This is a genomic window from Terrimicrobium sacchariphilum (genome assembly GCF_001613545.1).
GTDB classification, from domain to species: domain Bacteria; phylum Verrucomicrobiota; class Verrucomicrobiia; order Chthoniobacterales; family Terrimicrobiaceae; genus Terrimicrobium; species Terrimicrobium sacchariphilum.
Window position 1 is genome coordinate 3,716,275 of sequence record NZ_BDCO01000002.1, and the last position, 20,574, is coordinate 3,736,848.

The 20,574-nt window shown below is 57.6% G+C and carries 16 protein-coding genes; 2 read left to right on the forward strand and 14 right to left on the reverse strand.

From position 1 onward, the window contains the following. Window positions 1-37 precede the first annotated feature (37 nt). From TSACC_RS17440 to TSACC_RS17505, 14 genes are all read right to left on the reverse strand, one after another. On the reverse strand, window positions 38-928 hold the full coding sequence (locus tag TSACC_RS17440; protein ID WP_075080490.1) for a glycosyltransferase family 2 protein: 891 nt from the start codon (window positions 926-928) through the stop codon (window positions 38-40). Between the two features lie 203 nt (window positions 929-1,131). Then, the gene (locus tag TSACC_RS17445; protein ID WP_075080491.1) at window positions 1,132-2,109 is read right to left on the reverse strand and encodes a glycosyltransferase family 2 protein; all 978 of its coding nucleotides are present in this window, start codon (window positions 2,107-2,109) and stop codon (window positions 1,132-1,134) included. Between the two features lie 17 nt (window positions 2,110-2,126). After that, on the reverse strand, window positions 2,127-3,302 hold the full coding sequence (locus tag TSACC_RS17450; RefSeq protein ID WP_075080492.1) for a polysaccharide pyruvyl transferase family protein: 1,176 nt from the start codon (window positions 3,300-3,302) through the stop codon (window positions 2,127-2,129). Continuing rightward, entirely contained in the window at window positions 3,299-4,099 is an 801-nt protein-coding gene (locus tag TSACC_RS17455) for a nitroreductase family protein (protein WP_202815990.1), read from the reverse strand. The genes TSACC_RS17450 and TSACC_RS17455 overlap by 4 nt, the downstream gene beginning before the upstream one ends. 341 nt (window positions 4,100-4,440) lie before the next feature. Continuing rightward, complete coding sequence (locus TSACC_RS17460; RefSeq protein WP_075080493.1) at window positions 4,441-5,940, reverse strand: MOP flippase family protein; 1,500 nt, start codon at window positions 5,938-5,940, stop codon at window positions 4,441-4,443. Window positions 5,941-5,999: 59 nt separating this feature from the next. Then, window positions 6,000-7,511, reverse strand: coding sequence for a sugar transferase (locus TSACC_RS17465; protein WP_075080494.1), 1,512 nt, complete (start codon window positions 7,509-7,511; stop codon window positions 6,000-6,002). 176 nt (window positions 7,512-7,687) lie between these two features. Further along, window positions 7,688-9,985: a GumC family protein gene (locus TSACC_RS17470; RefSeq protein ID WP_075080495.1), complete on the reverse strand. Its 2,298-nt coding sequence runs from the start codon at window positions 9,983-9,985 to the stop codon at window positions 7,688-7,690. Window positions 9,986-10,036: 51 nt separating this feature from the next. Next, window positions 10,037-10,630 carry a polysaccharide biosynthesis/export family protein gene (locus tag TSACC_RS17475; RefSeq protein WP_084400570.1) on the reverse strand — a complete coding sequence of 198 codons (594 nt, stop codon included), beginning with the start codon at window positions 10,628-10,630 and terminating at the stop codon, window positions 10,037-10,039. A gap of 53 nt (window positions 10,631-10,683) precedes the next feature. Then, the gene (locus TSACC_RS17480) at window positions 10,684-12,162 is read right to left on the reverse strand and encodes an outer membrane beta-barrel protein (RefSeq protein ID WP_075080497.1); all 1,479 of its coding nucleotides are present in this window, start codon (window positions 12,160-12,162) and stop codon (window positions 10,684-10,686) included. A gap of 30 nt (window positions 12,163-12,192) precedes the next feature. Continuing rightward, a complete protein-coding gene (locus tag TSACC_RS22570) occupies window positions 12,193-12,816 on the reverse strand; it encodes a hypothetical protein (RefSeq protein WP_269084883.1) in 624 nt (207 codons plus the stop codon). Between the two features lie 297 nt (window positions 12,817-13,113). Continuing rightward, window positions 13,114-16,191: an efflux RND transporter permease subunit gene (locus TSACC_RS17490; RefSeq protein ID WP_075080499.1), complete on the reverse strand. Its 3,078-nt coding sequence runs from the start codon at window positions 16,189-16,191 to the stop codon at window positions 13,114-13,116. A gap of 31 nt (window positions 16,192-16,222) precedes the next feature. Then, a complete protein-coding gene (locus TSACC_RS17495) occupies window positions 16,223-17,341 on the reverse strand; it encodes an efflux RND transporter periplasmic adaptor subunit (protein ID WP_237763992.1) in 1,119 nt (372 codons plus the stop codon). A 10-nt stretch (window positions 17,342-17,351) separates the two neighbouring features. Beyond that, window positions 17,352-17,894 (reverse strand): MarR family winged helix-turn-helix transcriptional regulator, encoded by a 543-nt coding sequence (locus TSACC_RS17500; RefSeq protein ID WP_075080501.1) that lies wholly within the window; start codon window positions 17,892-17,894, stop codon window positions 17,352-17,354. Between the two features lie 576 nt (window positions 17,895-18,470). Beyond that, window positions 18,471-19,571, reverse strand: coding sequence for a glycoside hydrolase family 3 N-terminal domain-containing protein (locus TSACC_RS17505; protein ID WP_075080806.1), 1,101 nt, complete (start codon window positions 19,569-19,571; stop codon window positions 18,471-18,473). Between the two features lie 38 nt (window positions 19,572-19,609). Between TSACC_RS17505 and nadD the strand changes: the two genes are divergently transcribed. Then, window positions 19,610-20,185 carry a nicotinate-nucleotide adenylyltransferase gene (nadD, locus tag TSACC_RS17510; RefSeq protein WP_075080502.1) on the forward strand — a complete coding sequence of 192 codons (576 nt, stop codon included), beginning with the start codon at window positions 19,610-19,612 and terminating at the stop codon, window positions 20,183-20,185. Then, complete coding sequence (gene rsfS / locus TSACC_RS17515; protein ID WP_075080503.1) at window positions 20,178-20,531, forward strand: ribosome silencing factor; 354 nt, start codon at window positions 20,178-20,180, stop codon at window positions 20,529-20,531. The genes nadD and rsfS overlap by 8 nt, the downstream gene beginning before the upstream one ends. Window positions 20,532-20,574 lie beyond the last annotated feature (43 nt).

Below are 20,574 nucleotides of genomic sequence, written 5' to 3' on the forward strand. Positions count from 1 at the left end.
TGCCAGGGATAGGTCAACGGAAAGTTCACTGGCCTCGTCATGGCCGCGCCCCCTTGCGCCGTGTCAGGCGGTACGGAAGGTAAATGGTGCAGTAACACTTGAAAACCGCCAGCTTGACCAGCCAGACAAAGAGCCAGGTTTTTAGCTTTTCCACCGCGGAGAAGCCAAATTCCCGTGTCCTTGTTGCTGGCAATGGCTTCGGAGGAATGATGAGTTTCCAAGCCAGCGCGATGTTGGGGCTGAAAATCCTGGCGTGCTGCGGATACATGGAAAACAAGGTCAGCTGTCCGTAGAAGATTCTCTTTAGGGAATGAAACAGCTGATGAGCATTCCGGGCCGGGTGAGTGCAGAGCATCTTTGGATTGTAGAGAAGCGAGCACCCATGGATCTCGGAGGCTCGCAGGGTGAACTCGATGTCCCCTCCAGATCTCAGCCGGCCATCAAACCATCCGCATTTTTCAAACACGCTGCGTCGGACAAAGAGATTTACGGTTTGCGCCACCTTTTGATTCTGCTGATAGGATTCCGCCCAGAAGGCATAGCAGGCCTGGTACAACTCCGCGATGGTCCGTCGGGAAGAGACTTCGATCTTCGTCTTCCCGGATGCCATGTCAGCACCCTGCAAGGTCAGGACCGCCTCTTTGCACCATGCGCTGTCTACCGTGACATCAGCGTCGGTAAAACCGATGTACTCACCGCGCGACTCTGCCAGCGCGCGGTTTCTCGCCACATAAGCGCCCTGATTTGGCACCACCAGGATTTCTTTCACAGGAAACATCCGGCACACCGCAGAGATCTCCTCTGCCCCGCCATCGTTCGCGACCAGGATTTCCAGTCGTTCCTTGGGAAGATCCTGAGCAGCGAGAGATGCCAGAGTGCAGCGAAGTCCATCGACATCCTGATAAACCGGGATGATCAATGAAACCATTCCCCGCTCTATCGCATGGCGGAACACGACAGCGTCGCCCGTTTGCGTCGTCGCGCCGATTAAAAAAGCGTTTGTTTCGTCGTTAATCATCTCCCCCTACGCTCCGGACTCCAACCGGCGCATTGAGACACCGCCCAAAGACGGCCAGCGATTTTGCCGGAACTTCTCGATGATGTTTTTCCTTCGTCCGCCATGACAGTCCTTTAGCTACGGATGCCTGCAGGCGCCGAGGCGGGCGCTTCACTGGAAAGAGCCGGCTCCACCTTCCATTCAAAGGCATCGGGATTCTTGAGGGGGCTGGCATATCCGACCCATGTCGCCAGTTTCACGGCATAGGCGACGAGATACACCCCAACGCGCGTCGTCAGCGAAGCCTCCCGGAGCCGTGCAACTTCCGATGGCCCTATACCCCGACCGCTCCGCCCTGGGCACAGAAGCCAGAAATGCGCGGGAGGCAGTAACAGCTTGAAGCGAGCCCCACGACCGATCAACCGTGATGAAAACCGCTCCGGGTGCAGACGTGCAAGATGGCGCGTGCCCATCACCAATCGCATCTGCTTTTTTAGGATCCCCTCCAAACTACGATACGGGTGCACGACGTATCTCTCCACATCAAAGCACTGGCGATAGCTCCCCGCAGACGCCAGCCGGCTGCCGAATTCAAGGTCACCCGAGGATCTCAAGCGGCCATCGAATTTTCCCGCTTTCACAAAGACGTCCTTGCGCACCACCACATTCGCCGTGGGTCCAAATTTTGCTTCGGAAAACAGCCTCTCGATCTTGAAGGAAAACAGATCCTGATAAATGGCCACAGCGCCGTCATGTTCGAGAGGTCCATGCCGGATGTCTCCCGCTATATAGTCCGCGCTCACGGCTGCCTGTCTCGCCATCGCACACCAGCCCGGACATACCGTGATGCCTGCATCGATAAACCCAAGGACTTCACCCAGCGCCACGTCGGCTCCCTCATTGCGGGCATTATAGGATCCTCGATTGGGCCGGATGGAAAGGCACTTCACTTCCCGGTCACGGCATATCTTCTCCACCCCGGCATGCCCGCCGTCGTTTGCCACGATCACCTCTATATCGTACTGCGATCGCACCTCCGGCAGCAGAGAGTCCAGAGTCTGGGCCAGTCCATCGGGATCGTCTCCGACAGGTATGATTATGGACAAATGCATGCGATAGTGCTCGGGTCTCAGTGGAGAAGTTGCCCGACCTCCGTCCACATTCTGCGACAGGCCTCTTTCTGTTCCATCGCAGCAGCAGTGATCTTGCGACGGGTCTCCGCGGCGTCGTCGCCCTCCAAAACTGCCAGCAGGCGTCTCGCAACATCAGCGCCGTCTGCGTCTTTGATGACGAATTCCGGGTATCCGAATGACGCGGCGAATTCCTCATACTTGTGACTCCAGGAGGTGGAGAAGGCCGGAACACCCTGAAACAAGCTGCTCGCAAATCCGTGAAACCGGGAGGTTACCACCCCGGCGCAACGACCGATCGCCGCCTTGATCTCTCGCGGGTCCGAGCGCTCGACCAAGAGGGCAGGTTCACTCAGTCTCTCCATGATCTCCTTGCAGAGCGCCAGGTCTTTTTGTCCCTCGTGCAGGATCAGGGACACCTTCCGGCCTCGCGCCTGAATCTCCCGGGCAATGGCCACGAAAAAGTCAAAATACCGATCCTTCGAAAGGCCTTTGCCCATCTCATACATTTTGTGATTCGGAATGAGTCCGATCGTTTCGGAAAGCTGATCGACTCCCTCGAAAGCGCGTGCCTGGACGAGGCAGGAAAAATCCACACTCATCGTAAGATTCTTCCGCTCACCGGTGATCTCCTGCAAAGCGCCAAAAGAAATCGAGTCGCGCGCATAGACGTGGTCGGCGTGGTCCACGATGTGTTTCATCGTTGCCCGCAATGCGGGATCCTGAAACGGACCAAAGGCCTGCGGGAGCATCACGACTTTCTTCCCCTGTCGCTTCCATCCTGTAATGACTTCCCCCAACCGATGCTCCGCCTTTCGCGCTCCCCATGGATCACCGTAGGCGTAGCCCGACGCATCCAGGACGAGATCGACATCCTTGTCGGCGACCACCCCGAGCTTTTCCGTCCATTCCTTCTTAAGGAAATCGACAGCGCGTCCATATGGCACGCGCATCCTGGCATCCATGGGATGCCATATTTTTGCCCAAAGGCCATAATACGCCCGTTTCTGGTAGGGACTCTGCCAGTTTACTACGATGCGCGTTTCCCTTCCCAGTTGGGCGGCCCAATCCTGGATGGCGCACAGCATCAACTCTGCGCCCTTGTTGGGAAAACCAATCCCGAGAACCTCGATATTCAACCTCTTGTCCTTCATGAACTCTCCCTTGCTCTTCATTGATACCGCCGCATGCAGGAGAGAGGGGCCTTCTCGGAATAGGGTATACCCCCCGTCGGATCCGGCTTGCCCACTGCCATGAGCATGATCGGCCTTTCCCACGGCTTGAGATCGAGGGCTTTGTCCATCGCTCGCTCGCGCTCCTCGATATCGGGCCAGTTGATCGGGCAGGAAGCCAGACCGAGGGTTTCCAGCGCCAGCATGAAACTCATGGAAGCCAGTGCTCCGTCCACATAGATAACGTGACGATCCCGCTCGTCGAAGTAGGCATCGAGGCTGCCGACCACGGCCACGATCACAGGGATGTTACCCGAGTACCCGGAGGTTCCCATCGGGATGGAGGCGATCTGCTTCACCTCAGGTCCGTCGATGATGCGAAACTGGAACGGCTGTCTATTGCAAGCGCTCGGAGATTGCAGAGCCGCCAGTACCGCCTTGTCCAGCACGTCCCGGGGCACCGGCTCATCCAGAAACCACCGCGTCGAACGGCGCTGCCTAAACAGGCCCAGCAACTGGTCGTACGAAACCTCACTACGTTGTATGGAGGATCGCAAGTATGGCACGGATCCTTCGAGATTAATGAACCTGGAGCTTCCTGCTTCCTCAAACTGCTTTTTCAGGGCGTTGGTTTTGTCATTGCCCTCGATCGTTTGAAAATAAAGCGCAAGCACGCTTGTACACCACTTTAGCTCGTCAGCACGCTCAGGGTCCTTCCCGTCTTCTCCCACCACCACAAGATACGCAGAGATCGTTTGCCCTATGTAGTCGGTCGCAAAAAGACTCCGGCGCGGTCTCATTATCAGAGCCTTCTCTAGGCGATGAATATTCCTACGGAGTGTAAATCGTTCCGGATCTATCCGGTCACCTCCCTTCAAATGTGCGACCTTCCCGGCAAATACAGCAGCCTGTTCGCGTCGAAAGGACTCATTGAAGAAAAGATAGTAGATGGTAGCAAAAAGGGAACCCGAGGGCACAGCCCTCAAAAATGCACGATCCAACCGGACCCTTATCCGCTTCCAAATAGAAGATAACTTACCCGGTCTCTGTTGATTTCCCTTCGCTGCATGTTGCTCTTTGCAGCTTATCGGGCCTACAAGGGAATCCCTATCCACAGATTTTGCAGTCATCTCATTCATCGCTATTTCTTCAGAAAACTCGAGCTGAGGTTTCCCAAAAGGGATGCCAGTTCCTTGCGTCCTCCAGGTAAAAGACAAAACGCGAAAAGGTACGCCACCCCTCCACTAACTGCCTGGGCGATCAAGATCACTATATGCGGCTGACCTTTGAGCCATTGCCCCGATATCCAGGCAGCTCCGATCAGGATAAATGAAGCCACGGCAGGCCGCCATACAGCATGATGAAAATCAGCGATGCGTACTTCCGTGTTTCCAAACAGTAGCGCCATGGAAGGATAAAGGATCAGGTAATTTTGTACGGCATAGGCGCTCGCAACACCCACAGCACCCCATGGAATGCCAATAAGGAACGCCAATGCGCAACAAACCGCGTTGATCAGCCCCCATCGAAAATACAAACGAGTCTGCCCCGATGCGACCAGCACTAGTCCGCGCAAACTCGCCACGGGTTGAATGAATCCGGCAATCGCCATCCACTGAAAGATGGTCGCTGTTTCACTCCAATTCGGCCCAAGAAGAACATTCACCACATGCTCTGAGGAAACAGCCAGAAGCGCAACCAGCGGCATTGTCACCATGGCCAGCACAGCCGAAATCCTGCGATAATACTGCCGAAAAGGTTCCGGCTGTCCCTGCAGCCGACTCAACCCCGGCATGGCCGCTGCATTCAGCGGATCGCGAATTCGCGAGATCGGAAGCATCAGCAACTGGTATGCCCTGCTATAGAGACCCAATGCGTGCGATCCATAGAACTTGCCGATGAGAAGGCTGTCCAGATTGCGTGCAAAATAGTTCACGACATTGAATCCCGCGAGATGTGCACCGAATTTCATCAAGTCTCGCACATTCACCCAAGGGAAGGGGTGTCCAGGCATCCATCCACTTCCAAGAATAAGCAAGGTACTACTGATCATGTTATTGACCAGGGTTCCAATAACGAGGCTCCAAAAACCTGCTCCCATCAGGGCGCTTCCGATCGCAGAGGCAACCGCCACGACATTGGCGGTGATGTTGATCCAGGTTAACCGGAAGAACAGCATCTGCCGTCGCAAGAGTGCTCGATGCTGACTCGACATTCCGGCTAGCAGGAATGTCAGCGATAACGTCAAGAGAATCGGCTGCAGCTCTGAACGATGGTAGAACCACGCAACCGGGAAGCCGGCAAGTGCTGTCAGGACACTCACCCCCAGCCCAATTCCAGAGTTCACCCAAAACAGCGAAGTTACCTGCCCATGGGTGATGTGCTCTCTTTGAATGATGGCGGCAGACAACCCGAAATCGGAAAACGTGCCGGCAAACGCCGTAATGGCAGTCGCTATCGCCACAAGACCAAAATCCCCTGGTGTCAAAAGCCTCGCCAACACAATGGTTTGTACTGTGCTGAGACCTAGTGCAACCATGCTGTCCAGAAACGTCAAGGTGCCTCCACGCACAGACTGCACCTTGATATCCTTCAAGCCGATCTTCGGAGCGACTTCGTCGCTTGGAGCCAGGCTAGCCATCAGCTAGTGATTGATCCCCGGGCCATGACTGAGCTCGTACTACCGTGAACATGCATCGGTTAGTGCGCTCCCTCCCACCGGAAGAAAGTCATGAGCATGATTTGGAAATCGAGAATGGGGCTCCAGTTCTCGATATAATAGATATCGCACCGGATGCGTTCGTTGAGATCGGTGTCTCCGCGGAAGCCATTCACCGCCGCCCAGCCCGTCATTCCCGGGACGATGTTGTGCCGGGCATTGTAAAAGGGGATTGTCTCTCGGAACTGCTTGATCAACTCCGGGCGCTCCGGACGGGGCCCCACGAGGCTCAGATCGCCCTTGAGGACGTTCCAAAACTGCGGCAACTCATCGACGTTCCATTTGCGCATGAATGTGCCGACCCTGAGTCGGCGATCATCCACCTTGGAAGCCCAGCGTGCTCCGGATTCCTTCTCGGCATCCAGCTTCATGCTGCGGATCTTGATGATTTCAAAATTACGTCCCCGTCGGCCGACCCGCACCTGTCGATAGAAGACAGGACCGGGCGACTCCAGATACACCAGCGCACAAAAGACGGCGATGACAGGCAGGCTGATCGCGCATCCGACCAGCGCGCCGCAGATGTCGACAATGCGCTTCATCGTCGCATTCACCGGATGGTCGAGCGGCAACTTCGTCACCCCGAGGAGAGGCACACTGCTGACCGTGGTAAGCTCAAGGCCGGAGAGCAAAATCTGGAACCCTGAGGGCACCACCATGAACTGCACCATGCTCTTTTCACATTGCCTCGCCAAAGCGAGCACATCCTGCTCGCTGCGCTTTCCGTCCCCGAGAATCACGATGTCAACGACGCCCACCTCCGAAAGCACATTAACCTCGGCGTAACTGCCGAGAGTCTGAACATGTGGCGGTGGCATGAGCGTAAACTTGTTCGTCGGCGGCGGCGCGCACCCTACGACATCGTAGGGATGCCAGGCATCCTTCGCGATAGCGCCTGCGAGATGGGCAACATTCTCCGTCCAGTCGACAAACAGCAGCCTCTGACGGAATGCGGCCGTATATCCCAGGGAACTCAGGAGCCGTTGGACAACAAAGCGCCCGAGGAGCGTGGTAACCATGAGGCTGAGGAAGGAAACCACCACGAAGACGCGGCTTAGGCGTTCGTCAAACTCCAGTACCAAGGCGACCCCAGGATAGGCGATCAGCCAGACCAAAAGCGCTTTTACAACGATGGGAAAGGAACGCCGAAACCGTAGCAATGTCTCTCCCTGGTATGCGCCAAGCGCCAGCAGCAGCGCCAGCAACATCGCCCCGCCAAAGATCATGCTATGTTGGTATCGATGGATGTCGATTTCCTGCTCCGGCACGAAACTGGCAGCAAAAGGGATCTGATCCCAAGGCAGTGAGAATCGGATGAAGAAGGCTCCCACCAAGCCGCCGAGGATGGCCAACACATCCGTCGCGACCAGCCAGAAGCGACAGATTTCCTCAAAGCGATGCCGTTTCTCCTTCGGCACGAATCGGGAGTCGGGACTTCCCTTTTCCTCCCGCGAAGCTGGCTGCAGCACGGTTGTCGTTTCTCCTCCGTTCATTTCCCTCCAGGCACCCTCCTATGCCGAGTTCCGTTGGGCTTTCAGTCTGTCAGCTGCTCGTGTCCGGCCTACGCTGCCGCCCATGGCCGAGGGACTTTCGTCCAGACCAGTTGCAGGAGCTTTCGTCGCGATGACACGCATAGTATTCTCGAGGTTCCAAGGGCGCTCGCTAACGACTAGACACTCTTCTCGCCGTAGACGCTGTTCTTCGAGTACTCGCCTCCGTAGTAGTAATAGTAGTAGCCAGCGCTGCGCCCGCCCACGGGCAAGCGGTTGAAAATGAATCCCGCCAGCTTTGCGCCGGACTTTTGCAACTGCTTGACGGCTCGCAAGGATGCTTTTTTGGGCGTCTTGCCGGCTCTCACGACGAGACAGGCAGTGTCAACACAGGAAGCTATCAGCAAGGCATCGCTCACCGCGTTCACCGGCGCACTATCGACGACCACACGATCGTAAGTCAGGAGAAGTTTTGCGAGCATCTCCCGAAACTCGCTGCCTCCCAGCAATTCCGACGGATTGGGCGCCCTATGGCCGGCGGGAAGGAGAAAGAGATTGTCCTGGTCGGTCTTCCTCACCACCTGGTCGAGAGGTGCTCCGCCACTCAGATAGTCTGTCAGCCCGTCGATATCGCCCGCATCAGGCAGGAGGTCATCCTTCAGCCTCGGACGCCGCAAGTCGGCATCGATGACGACGGTACGAAGCCCCTTCTGAGCTAGAGCATGCGCGAAGTTCAGCGAGGTGAAGCTCTTCCCTTCCTGCGGGATGGCGCTGGCGAAAAGGAACGTCTTCCGATCGTCCTGCTTCCCAAGCAAGGAAATCGACGTACGCAAAGTGCGAATGGCTTCCGCCTGCATCGATGAGGGATCTTCGACAAAGATCAAGGGATGCTTCTTGAGTTGAGCCTCGCGCTCTTTCCGATTCAGGCTGCGCCGCAAGGGCTCCAGCACCTGCTTTTGGGCCAGGTCTTTCGGCAGGGATCCCAAGGTCTTGTCATTCCACGCTTCCGCAACCTGCTCTCCCACCGATTTCGACCGCTGCTCAGGCACAGCAGTAAGTGCAGGGAGTCCCAAATAACTCTCCGCTTCGTCCACCGTGCGCAAGGAGGCGTCCAGCAAATCGATCACGACGACCAATGCGACTCCCAGCCCCAGACCCGCCACAAGCGACACGAGGAGAATGAGCTTGATCCTTGGCTTGGATGGAACGTTGGGCACCATCGGCTCCTCGATCACACGATACGGGGCCTGCTCGATCCCCTGCGTGATGGCAGTTTCCTTCAAGCGTTTCGTTACAGACTCGTACAACGCTCGATCCGACTCGACGTCGCGCTGCAACACATTGTACGGGATCGCGACTTTATTCAGTTCCAGCGCCTTTGCCTCCTGTTCCTGAAGGGCAGCTTCCAGTTTGACCTCAGAGTCCTTCGCCGCCTCATACAGTCGGCTCAACGTCTCGCTCGCCTGTGTCGCCTCGGTCGCGAGCGATTGCCGGAGATTCGCTATTCGCATGGAGGCCGCGATGTACTTCGGATGTTTGGGAAGATAGCGCTCCTTTAGGCCGGCCAGATCACCCTCCGCGTTCAGCAGCTGCTCTCGGATCAAAGCCACTTGCGGCAGGTTGCTGACGCTATTGATCGCGAGCAACGCATCGAGGTTTCCCTTTTCTACCCGCTTGAGTTGATCGATATCTGCCTCCAGTTGCAGTCTCTTGCTCTTGGCCTCGGTAACCTTGCTGTTCAGTTCCCGGAGCTTCTCCACGATGATGTTCTGCCGTTCCTCCAGGGACACGGCCTTGTTGTCCTCCCTATAGGCTTGCAGCTTCCTTTCAGAAGCCTCGAGCTTGACCTTCAGTTTGTCGGCTTCGTCCTGCAGGAATTCATTGGCGACCCGGGACAGAGCCAGCTTTTGGTCAAAGTTCTCACGGAAAAACTCCTTAACAAACGTCGCCGCAATCTTTTGCGCCTTCTCAGGATTCTTGTCCTCCACGACAATCTGGACCAGCCTCGTTCCGCGAATCAACTGGACATCGATTTTTTGCGCCAGCTTATCCACCAGCTCGATTTCCGAATAAGGTGAGCCGTCCTTCCGCGGAGGAGCAAAATCGGGATCTTTGTCGAGTCCCTCCGCCTTTACGACCCGGGCGAGCAGCTTGCGGCTTTTCAAAGCCTCCACCACGGTTTTCAAAAAGTCCGTGGACTGAGGATTTTCCTGAGATACATCCGCGATGTCGACCACCTTTTGGGCAAGCTGTTCCACCTGCAAAAGGGCCCTGGACTCATAGATCTTCGGAAGCCGGAAGGCATAAGCCGCTGCGCCGATCACCACTACCACGGCAACCGCAGCAATCAGCCATGCCTTCGAGCGGAGCAAATTGAACCACCGTTCCGAATCAAAGAGATCGCCATGGGTATCGTCGCGAAACGACAGGTTCACGGCGGGCTTGCTCGTCAGATTCTCGCCATCATCTTTCGGCATACAAAAAGGCCTTTCTTCGGTTTTCGGATTTCAGGCATCCCAGCGTCCTGCTCAAAAGAGGGACTCTCCCACGGTGACCACGTCTCCAGCTTTGAGCATGAAGGAAGCATCATCACCTCCTCGCGCCATGCGTTTGGCATTGAACCGGATCACCCGTTCCTTGCCATCGCTTTCACGGCGTTTCACGGTGATGTTCGCGGGATCGGCAATACGGGTGTACCCTCCTGCCAGCCCGATAGCCTGGAGCAGGCTGACCGATTCGGTTCCCTGCATCTCATACGCCCCAGGTTTCTGCACCTGTCCAAGCACGGTAAACCGCTGCTTCGCATAGGCTCGCACCGTGAGGTTTACCTGGGGACTGACAAGATATCCGTCCTTATAGCGGCTCTTGAGAATGTCGATTGCCTCGCTGATCGTCTTTCCACCGATGGTCACATTTCCTACCAAGGGAAACGTCGCAGTCCCATCGCCAGAGATACGGACAACCGCATCGAGCTCGGGTTCCTGAAATACTCGAAAGTCGAGCAAGTCGTTGGCCGTCAGTTTGTAATTGGACGATTCTTCATTCGTCGCTTGCGCGGAAACCTGTGTCCCCGAGCCCATCACCAAGGCTCCTGCTATCAGTAAACCGATGAGACTTTTCATGGGATGTCTTTACTACTTAACGGTTACAAATACTGCCCACTGCCAAAGCAGCTCTAGAACGCCAGGTTCATCTCCACTCCAACGCGATTGTCGTAAAAGCTGTTGGAGCTGATATTCGAGTCGTTATTGCGATACTCGTAGAAGACACCGGTCTTGACCCAGTCAGCCACATTGTAACTGATCGAAGGACGGGCGAAGATGTAGTTGTCCACGCGATCGGAATCGATATTCGACTCGGTCGCAAAGTAGGTGTCGTTTTCGTATCCGAAGGCGACACCGAGGAAGAACTTCTGAAGCACGCGCTGCTGGATCGAGATCTGCACACCCGTGGCGACGTAGTTCTGACCCTCGAGCGAGTTGGACCCGATCACATCACGATACCCGGTGAGACTGATCAACGTCCCGTCAAACGGTGCGTACTCGAGCCCCAAGGAGAACACCGGCTCGACCTTGAAGTCGGACTCGCCTTCAAATTGACGAAACTCGATACCGGCGCTTGTCTTGAAGGTCAGCTTGCCAGTCGCCTCATAGCGGAGACGGCCACGGAGCTGCTGATAGTACTGCAGCGGACCCTCAGCCACGTCAAGAATGCCGGCCACTCCCTCACCTCCAAGCTTCACCTTGGGCAGGATGCGGTAATCACCTCCCAGCTTCAGTCGATAATCGTACTGGTTGAGGTAGGATTTGAAGATCTGCGTATTCTGCAGGAACTCGGCGTCAAACGTGGTCTTGTCGCTGTAATCGTAATTGAAGCGAATCGCGTTCACGAACAACTGGCGATCCGTAAATGCTCCGACTTCGCGATCCGGGCCAGTCAGGTACTGGTACCGGCTTTCGACCTGACCGGTCAGCTTGTTCCAGCGATACTGCCCGAGAAGAGCCGCCGCCTGGTTAAAGGCATTCTGCTGCGGATTCTGGGTGTAGAAATAACCCGTCCCGTACCACTCCGCGATGAGGAAGTTCTCCTTCAGATTGCGATAGTCGCCCATCTCGAAAGCCAGTCCAGCCGTGACGCTCCAAATCACATCGGCAACACGATTCGTGTTGGAGATGAAGATGTTGTCGTCATAGACCATGGCGGCCCCGGCCTTGGGCCGGATGCGCCAGAGACGTCGCTGGGCCTCGGCCACGGCCTTCCCGTCGATTTCCACCGGCGGGGCGGAAGCGTCAATATCGGCGCCGACTCCGGTCTCGGAATCAGGCACCGCCTCAGGCGTCGGCTGCAAAGGGGCTACAGCCGCAGCTGCCGCCTCACTCCCCAGGTTTTCCCCGGGAATCGTTGGTGCCAACGGATGATAAAGATCCCGCGTCTGGGTGCTCGGGTTGGGATTCATGACAGCACTGGGCTGGGTCGGATTGATCGTTTGTGCAAACGACAGGCTGACAGTACCCGTGACAGCGGCGATCAGCCCGAGGGCCAATCCCGTCGTCAGGATCTGCCCGCGCATGCCCGAGCCGATTCCAGATGCTTTCTCCACCGCAGGCAGAGCCGGGAGAGCGGGATCGCCCTCCGTACGATTGATATGGTTCATCGCTTATTCCCTCGTTTCAACATGTACGCCCTAGAAGGAGGGCGAAGCAGGCGTCGGCGTGGGGGTGGGCGTCGGTACCGGAGTTGGAGTTGCGGACGGCCGAGGAGTCGGCGTCGGTGAAGAATTGGAAGTGAAATTGGACGGGTTGGACGTGATGGAGCCTGATCCAGGCAAGCCTCCCGGCCCCCCTCCGTTGCCACCGGAAACAGCACCTGCGATTGCCGAAGCAATCGCGGATGCGGCGGATGGAACAGCTGCCGCCACGGCAGACTGCACAGCTGTTGCCGCTGATGGCACCGCTGCCGCTACCGATCCGGCAACAGCCGCAGCAGCAGACGGTACTGCCGTCGCCACAGCGCTCGCGATCGAGGCTGCCGCTGAAGGTACAGCCGTCGCCACGGCTCCGGCAACGGACGCAGCAGCTGATGGGACCGCTGTAGCCACGCTGGATGCGATGGACGCAGCCGCCGAAGGATAGGCAGCCGCCAGCGCTGCAGCAATCGCCGCAGCCTGCGAGGGATTCGCCTTTGCCGCCGCAGCCGCAATGGCCGCAGCCTGCGAGGGATTCGCCTTCGCCTGAGCCAAGGCGGCAGTCACCGCCGGACTCTGATTCTGCGCCTGAACGGCGGTCACATTCGCGACCACCAAGATCAAACTCGCCGTTAAAACCTTTATCAATTTGCCCTTTTTCATTCCGTATTTGGTCAAGTTCGCACTCGCTTCTAGTCGCCGTTCCCACGGCGACAAGAGCTCGTATATTACAATTTGGTTACAGTCCCTTTGTCCCTGCGGTGCCCCGTTGTCGTAATAAGCCCTAACAACGTTGCACCAACCAGAAATCTGCGAAATGACTAGCAGCAGATGTGCCAGTGCCAAGAAAAAGTTTTCAAAAAAAAACGCCCGCTCAGGTTTTCAGGCCTGGCGGGCGTGGGTATTGACGAGTGCTCCGCGCTAGACAGCAAGAGCGTCTTTGACGGTGGGAGCCGGGTGCTCCTTACCCTTGCGGCTCTTGCTGCGATCTGTGGCGATAAGACTGTAGATCACCGGGACCACGAAGAGGGTGAACGCCGTTCCGATCAGCATCCCGGTCACCAGTACGATACCGATGCTATTGCGTGCAGCTGCACCCGGGCCGCTGGCGAAAACCAGCGGTGTATGACCTACCACCGTGGCAGCGGTTGTCATCAGGATGGCGCGAAGCCGCGTGACCGAGGCCTGCACGGCCGCGTCGACTCGAGACAACCCGCTCTGTTGCAGGTGATTGGCAAACTCCACGATAAGAATGCCGTTTTTCGCGACGAGACCGACGAGAGTGATCAATCCCACCTGGCTGTAGATGTTGAGCGAGGTGAATCCCAGGAAGGAAAAAACCAGCGCGCCCGACAGCGCGAGCGGGACCGACCCGAAAAGAATAATAAACGGATCGCGGAAGCTCTCAAATTGCGCTGCCAGCACGAGAAAGATGAGGACAAACGACAGCACCATCGTGGTGACGAGTGTATTGCCTTCCTTGCGGAGTTGTCGGGACTCTCCGGCGTAGTCGATGACAAATCCTGCCGGCAGCAGCTTTGCCGCCTCCTCCTCCAGCACGCGGAGGGCCTGGTCCTTCGAAACGCCGGGAGGCAGCGCACCATGGACAGTGGCTGAATTGAGCTGCTGGAACCGCTTGAGCTCGCGTGGCTCCACCGAGTTTTTCAAGGTGGCAAAGGTCGAGAGTTGAACGAGTTTGCCGCCTGGTCCGCTGACATAAATCTCCTTGAGCTGATCGGCAGAAAGTCGTTCGGTGCGTTTGATTTGCGGGATCACCTTGTAGCTGCGGCCCTGCACCTGGAAGCGGTTGACATAGTTGCCGCCGATGAGAGCGGATAAGTCAGCACCGACCTGCTGGAGGTTGAGGCCAAGCGCCGCCACCTTGTCGCGATCGAAGACGATCTCGGTCTGCGGCTGGTCGTATTTCAGATCCGTGTCCGCAAACATGAAGAGGCCGCTCTGAAATGCCTTGGCCACCAGCTTGTTGGCTATATCCAGGAGTTCCTTGGGCTCCGCCGTCGACGCAATGACGATCTCGATCGGAAAGTTGCTTCCGCCCGGCAGCGGCGGCGGCGTCACCGGGATAACCTGCAGCCCTGCGATCGCCCCTGTCTTGGGAAACAACTCCGCCGCGATCTGCTCGGTAGAGCGCTCCCGTTGATTCCATGGCTTTGTCACGAGACCGCCAAATCCCCCGGTCGGCATGTTGATTTGGAACGTATTGGAAACCTCTGGCGCAGACATGAACGCCTTGTTGATCTCGTCGGAGAATAGGGTCACCTGGTCGAGCGTGGCATTGGCCGGCGCGTTAATGATGCCGAAAATGAACCCCTGATCCTCGTTGGGAGCCAGCTCATTGGTCGAGAACATCGCCAGCGGGATGATAAGCAATCCGATAAAGGCGCTGAAAACGATCACGGCCGCACGATAGCCCATCGTCCTTGCCAGGACGGACGAGTACCATTTGCGAATCGCCTCGAAGCGGCGATTCACCCAGCCGGCGTATCCTCGCTCCGCATCGCCCTCGCGAAGCATGCGCGACGACATCATCGGGGAGAGAGTCAATGCCACGATACCCGAGACAATGACCGCGCCCGCCAGGGTAAAGGCAAACTCCCGGAAGAGCGCGCCCGTGAGTCCGCCCTGGATGCCGATCGGCGTATAGACTGCGGCCAGCGTGATGGTCATGGCGATGACCGGGCCGATCAACTCGCGGGCGCCGTTGATGGCTGCCTGAAAGGGAGTCTCGCCCTCCTGAAGGCGTCGCTCGACATTTTCCACCACGACGATGGCGTCGTCGACGACGATACCCACCGCCAGCACGATGGCCAGCAGCGTGAGGAGATTGATCGTAAAGCCAGCAATCATCATCAGGAATACCGCACCGATCAGCGAAATCGGGATGGCGATTACCGGGATGACCACCGAACGCACGGAACCCATGAAAAGGAAGATCACCGCGATGACGATGAGCAGCGTCTCGATGAGCGTCTTGATCACGTCATGGATCGCGCTGTCGATGTAGATCGTCGAGTCGTAGGCCACGTCGGCATGCATGCCGGCAGGAAGGCGGGACTGGATGTCGGGCAGGGCCTCGCGCACGAGGCGCACCACGTCGAGCGTATTGGCCTGGGGTAGCGGCCACACTCCCATGAAGGTTGCCTTTTGACCGGAGAAGCGCACATCCTCCTCGTAGGATTCCGCACCGAGTGAGACGTCAGCCACGTCGCCCAGGCGCACGATGGAGCCGTTTTTCTCACTGATCACGAGATTGCGAAATTCCTCCTCCGAGCGCAGGTCCGTGTTTGCCACGAGATTGACGGCGATCATGCTGCCCTTGGTTTTTCCCACGGCAGAGAGGTAGTTGTTCGCCTGGAGGGCCTGCTGCACTTGCGTACCCGTGATATTGAGGGCGGCAAGCTTGTCGGGCTTGAGCCAGATACGCATGGCAAATGTGCGCGCTCCCAGGATGTCCGCCTTTTGCACGCCCGGGATGGCCGAGAGCTTCGGCTGTACGACTCGGGTGAGGTAGTCAGTGATCTGGTTCTGGTCGAGATCCTTCGAGTAAAAGCTCAGGTAGACTGCGGCAAACTCCGAGTCCTTGGACTCGACCTCGATCACAGGCGCCTCCGCCTCGGGCGGCAGGTCATTGCGCACCTGGGCCACCTTGGCCTGGATCTGCGTGAGCGCGGCATTGGTGTCATAGTTCAGCTTCAGGTGCACGGTGATCGTGCTCACTCCCTGCGCGCTGGAGCTTTCCATGTAGTCGATGCCGTCCGCGCTCGCGATCACACGCTCGAGGGGAGTCGTGATGTAACCGCGGACGAGATCGGCATTTGCGCCGATAAAAGCGGTGGTCACCGTGACGACAGCGATGTCGCTACGCGGGTATTGACGCACGCTCAACGTATTGATCGAGACCAAACCTGCGATCAGGATCAGCAGGTTCACCACGATCGCGAGGATCGGGCGCTTGATAAAGATGTCCGTAAATTTCATAGCCTGTTGGCTGTCGAGATAAGCCGATGGATCAGGAATCCTCGGGCTTGGGCTTTTCGTTGTTGGCGGGCTCGATCGTATTGTTGATCTGGACGTGGGAACCCTGCCGCAGCTTGAAGACACCCGAGGTGACCACCTGCTCGCCCGGCTTCACGCCGCTGAGGATCGACACGCGGTCGCCCTTGGACTCACCCACTTTTACTACCTGCTGGCGCACCCCGGTGTACGACTCGCCCTTTTGATCCTTCATCTGCTCCACGACATAGACCGTGTCGCCGTAGGGAGCGAACTGGACCGCCGTCGCAGGGATCAAAACCCGCTTTTCCATGTTGGGCAGCGGCACCTCGGCGCCGACAAACATGCCGGGACGGAGCAGCCCCTCCGGATTAGCCAACGTCGCTTGCACCAGCACGTTGCGGGTGGCCTCATCGACGACGGAATCGACCGCATTGATCTTGCCGTGGAAGATCTTGTCCTCCAGACCGTCTGCCTTCACGAGCACCTCCTGCCCGGCCTTGATCGAGCCGATTGTCTGCTGGGGGAGGTAGAAGTTTACGTAGATCGGGTCCAGCGACTGCAGGGGAGCCACCTGCGCCCCGCTCTGGAGATACTGGCCGAGATTCACCAGGCGAATACCCAACACACCAGTAAAGGGCGCCCGGATCGTCTTTTTATTGATCAGCGAGGAAACCTCCTGCACTCGCGCCTCGGCCTGGTCGTATTGGGCCTGGGCCGCATCGAAATCCGCCTGCGAACTCACGCGGTTCTGCAGCAGGTTCTTCTGCCGTTGAAGACTCGTCTCTGCCAGTTTCAACTGGGCCTGGGCCGAGCGCAGTTGCGCCTGTTCCTGGCTGACATCGAGCTGCACGAGCAGGTCGCCCTGCTTGACATTCTGACCCGACTCAAAGGCGATTTTCTCCACGATGCCCGGCTGGTCTGTACTCACGACGACACCCTGCACCGCGGAAGTCGAGCCGACCGCGCGAATGGCTGGCACCCACTCCTCCTCTGGCGCCTCGATGGCGGTCACCGCCTCCGGCGGCATTTTCATGTTGGCGTACTTTGCCATCATCCCCTTGATCTGGAGAGCTTTGACCCCTCCCAGCAAGACCCAGACGCCGATACCCGCCGCAACGGCGAGCAAAATCACTATTCCTCTTTTAATCATGGCAGCCATTCCTTGATGCCGACCCACTAGATGGTTCCTCGAACGATTGCCGGGTCTTGCGAAGCAATTCGATGAGTTGTTTACGTTCCTGGGAGGATAAAGTTCCGACTGTTCCAGCCGACCAGCGCATAAATTCCGGCCGCACCTTGGCAAGTAGCTTTTCGCCTGCGGAAGTGATCTTCACATTGGAGGCGCGTCGGTCATTCGGGTCCGACGCTCGCGCTACAAGGCCCGCCTTTTCCAAAGTATCGAGGATGCCCGTGATCGTCGCTCGACTCACGCTCGACTTTTCCGCAATCTCCGATGACCTCATGCTCCCCGTCGGCGAAGCATCAAGGATAAAAAGCAACACCATCCGCGCCTGATTCAGTCCAAACCGCGCGAGAAACGCCGCTTCTGCACGGGCGATCACCTCTCCCGTGTGCAACAGGTTCATATACAACTCGCAAATGGAGGCATCTACACCGGGAATGTCCGCCGCAGCTTCCTGCAGGCATTCATACCGGGGAAGTTCCTTGAGTAGGAAGAGCGACATGGTGGGGAGATTTAATACGATTGATGGTTAAGTCAATGAATAATTAGGCGGCTTATTACTTGGCCCCTAAGATTATTCGAGACACCTGATAGAAGAGAATCGCCCACTCTGAGGTCCGACTGCGACGAGGGAAAAAAGGCAGGACCAGCCTACCCGGAAATGATGCAGGCCACCGCGACGAATGCCACGGTGGCCTGCTGTTCCCCCCAGAACAATTTCCACTATGCCGGGAATTTTCCGGTTCGCAAGAGAAATTTCACAAGAAAATGAAATTTTTGATCAGTGGGCACTACAGCTTGCGGTCCCTGGCCGAGCCTTCCGGATTCTCGGCCCGGCCATGTTCTCTAGCTCGTCGCCATATGATGCCCGGAGCGGCCTCGGCGAACTCAGGTCGCTCGTGGGTCCTCTGTTGCTAAACCGGCGGCATTCCGGATTGAAAACCGGCGCTGAAGCAGGTTCTCACCCAGGCATGGATCGATCTCGGCTACCAGCCGCAGCGCAGCAAGGGTATGACCCGGGCGGTTCACACCCAGGCCATTGTCATTCCCAATCGGGTAATCGGAGAGCCGTAGGGCTTTAGTACAGCTCGACCGGGGAGCGCTTGCCGTCCTCGGCACTACGCTGTCCGGCCTGCTCTTCGCCGAGTGTGGCCACGCGGAGATCCCAGATTTCGGAATCCACGCTACGGAAAGCTGCTTCCGTAAAGGGCGTGGGCGGAGCAAGTCTGGCCTTGAAGGCCGCCATGCGGCCCAGCGCTGCCTCGGTCTCGGAGGCGGGTAGCTCGGCGAGCACTTTCTTCGCCTGAGCAGCCAGCTCGACGCGATGGCAGATCATGAGCATGTCATTTCCGGCGACAATGCCGCGTCGCATTGTCTCGTCAAAGCCGTAGTGATTCAGGATCGCACCCATGTCGAGATCGTCGGTCATGACAAGGCCATTGAAGCCCATATCCTCGCGCAGCAGGCCATTGATCATGGCGGAGGACAGCGAGGCGGGCGGGCCGCCCGCCTCGAGGCCGGAGATCGTGATATGGCCGATCATCATGCTGTCGACCTTATCGGCAAAGGCGCGGAAGACGGCGAGTTCGTACTCCTCCATGAGCTCCCGGGAGCGATCGAGCGAGGGAAGCTCGTGGTGCGGATCGAGCCCGGCTGAGGAATAGCCGGGGAAGTGTTTGCCACAGCTCAAAATGCCCGCCGCACGGAGAGCCTCATTGAAAGCGCCCGCCTTTTCGATCACCTCGGCCACCGTGCGGCCATAGCAGCGACCGCGCAGCGAGTTATCCGCCTCATCGTCGAAGGAGATGTCGAGCACGGGACAGAGATCGAGATTGAAGCCAAAGAGGCGCAGGAGCCGCCCCGTGATGTCGCCGTGCTTGCGTATCAAACCGAGATCGTTGCGATCCCGGAGCTGCTGGGCATTCGGCGGCTCGTTGCCGATGAGCTTGAGACGCGACACCCGGCCACCCTCCTGGTCGATGGTCACGACCGGCTCGACATCGCTGAGGTCACGCAGGTCGTCGATGAGCTTGCGAAGCTGGGTCGGCGTCTGGATGTTGCGCCCGAAGAGAATATATCCCCCGGGCTGGAGGTCCTTGTAAAATCTGGCCGTCTCGGCATCGAGTTCGGTTCCGGGGACTCCGACGAGAAGCAACTGGCCCACATCTTGGGATGGCATATTGCTTTCAAAGATCATAAACTGGCCTCACCTGTCGAATGAATCCCTCCCCGCTCAAGATCGGCCTTTACGGCGGAACGTTTGATCCCATCCACAACGGCCATCTGCTCCTGGCGCGTGATGCCCTGGAGCGCCTGAAGCTGTCGAAGATCGTCTTCATCCCCGCCAACCTCTCCCCGCACAAACTCCGCAAGCCGCCCGCCCCGGCAGATATTCGTTGCGAAATGATCCAGGCCGCCATCGAGGGAGAAAAATACTTCGAGATCGATCGCTGCGAGGTTGAGCGTGAGGGCCCCTCCTATGCGGTCGATACCGCCCGCCTCTACCGGGAGCGCTATCCGGAAGCCAAGCTGCACTACCTCGTCGGTGACGACAATCTGGAGGAGTTGAATACATGGCGCGAAGTCGACCAGCTCAAGGAACTCGTTCAATTCGTGGTCCTTACCCGTGCAGGCGTCCCGTTTCTCTCTGGACTGCCTATCATCTCGCGAAATATCGAACTTTCCTCCACCGAGATTCGTAATCGCGTTGCCCGAGGCAATTCCATCAGGTATATGGTCCCCGTGGCCACCTGTGACGTAATCAAGAAATACCGACTCTACCGCAATGACTGACGGCGAAAAGCTGGCTCGCGCCTGCGCCGCCGCTGCGGCAGACAAGAAGGCCGAGGACATCACCGTCCTCGATATGCAGGGAATCTCGACTTTCACGGACTACTTCGTGATCTGCTCCGGCTCCTCCGAGCCGCAGCTCAAGGCCATCGCCTCGTCGATCCGCGAGCAGTGCCGCGAGAAACTCGACCGCAAACCGGCCTCCGAGGACGGTTTTCCGATCAGCCAGTGGATCGTCCTCGATTACGGCGACGTGATCGTCCACCTCTTCCACAACGACAAGCGCGAGTTTTACGGCCTGGAAAATCTCTGGAGCGACGCCAAGCGCCTGGAGATCGAGGGCATTTAATCAATCCGGCACCTCAATGCAGGTGCCAAGCCTCTTCCCGGCT

Excerpts from the sequence above, each read along its gene's own strand:
- TSACC_RS17500 (WP_075080501.1), bottom strand. The coding sequence starts at position 17,894 with ATGTCGCTCTTCCTACTCAAGGAACTTCCCCGGTATGAATGCCTGCAG.
- TSACC_RS17475 (WP_084400570.1), bottom strand. The coding sequence starts at position 10,630 with ATGAAAAGTCTCATCGGTTTACTGATAGCAGGAGCCTTGGTGATGGGC.
- rsfS (WP_075080503.1), top strand. The coding sequence starts at position 20,178 with ATGACTGACGGCGAAAAGCTGGCTCGCGCCTGCGCCGCCGCTGCGGCA.
- TSACC_RS17460 (WP_075080493.1), bottom strand. The coding sequence starts at position 5,940 with ATGGCTAGCCTGGCTCCAAGCGACGAAGTCGCTCCGAAGATCGGCTTG.
- nadD (WP_075080502.1), top strand. The coding sequence starts at position 19,610 with ATGAATCCCTCCCCGCTCAAGATCGGCCTTTACGGCGGAACGTTTGAT.
- TSACC_RS17450 (WP_075080492.1), bottom strand. The coding sequence starts at position 3,302 with ATGAAGAGCAAGGGAGAGTTCATGAAGGACAAGAGGTTGAATATCGAG.
- TSACC_RS17440 (WP_075080490.1), bottom strand. The coding sequence starts at position 928 with ATGGTTTCATTGATCATCCCGGTTTATCAGGATGTCGATGGACTTCGC.
- TSACC_RS17480 (WP_075080497.1), bottom strand. The coding sequence starts at position 12,162 with ATGAACCATATCAATCGTACGGAGGGCGATCCCGCTCTCCCGGCTCTG.
- TSACC_RS17455 (WP_202815990.1), bottom strand. The coding sequence starts at position 4,099 with ATGAGACCGCGCCGGAGTCTTTTTGCGACCGACTACATAGGGCAAACG.
- TSACC_RS17490 (WP_075080499.1), bottom strand. The coding sequence starts at position 16,191 with ATGAAATTTACGGACATCTTTATCAAGCGCCCGATCCTCGCGATCGTG.
- TSACC_RS17505 (WP_075080806.1), bottom strand. The coding sequence starts at position 19,571 with ATGCCATCCCAAGATGTGGGCCAGTTGCTTCTCGTCGGAGTCCCCGGA.
- TSACC_RS17470 (WP_075080495.1), bottom strand. The coding sequence starts at position 9,985 with ATGCCGAAAGATGATGGCGAGAATCTGACGAGCAAGCCCGCCGTGAAC.
- TSACC_RS17465 (WP_075080494.1), bottom strand. The coding sequence starts at position 7,511 with ATGAACGGAGGAGAAACGACAACCGTGCTGCAGCCAGCTTCGCGGGAG.
- TSACC_RS17445 (WP_075080491.1), bottom strand. The coding sequence starts at position 2,109 with ATGCATTTGTCCATAATCATACCTGTCGGAGACGATCCCGATGGACTG.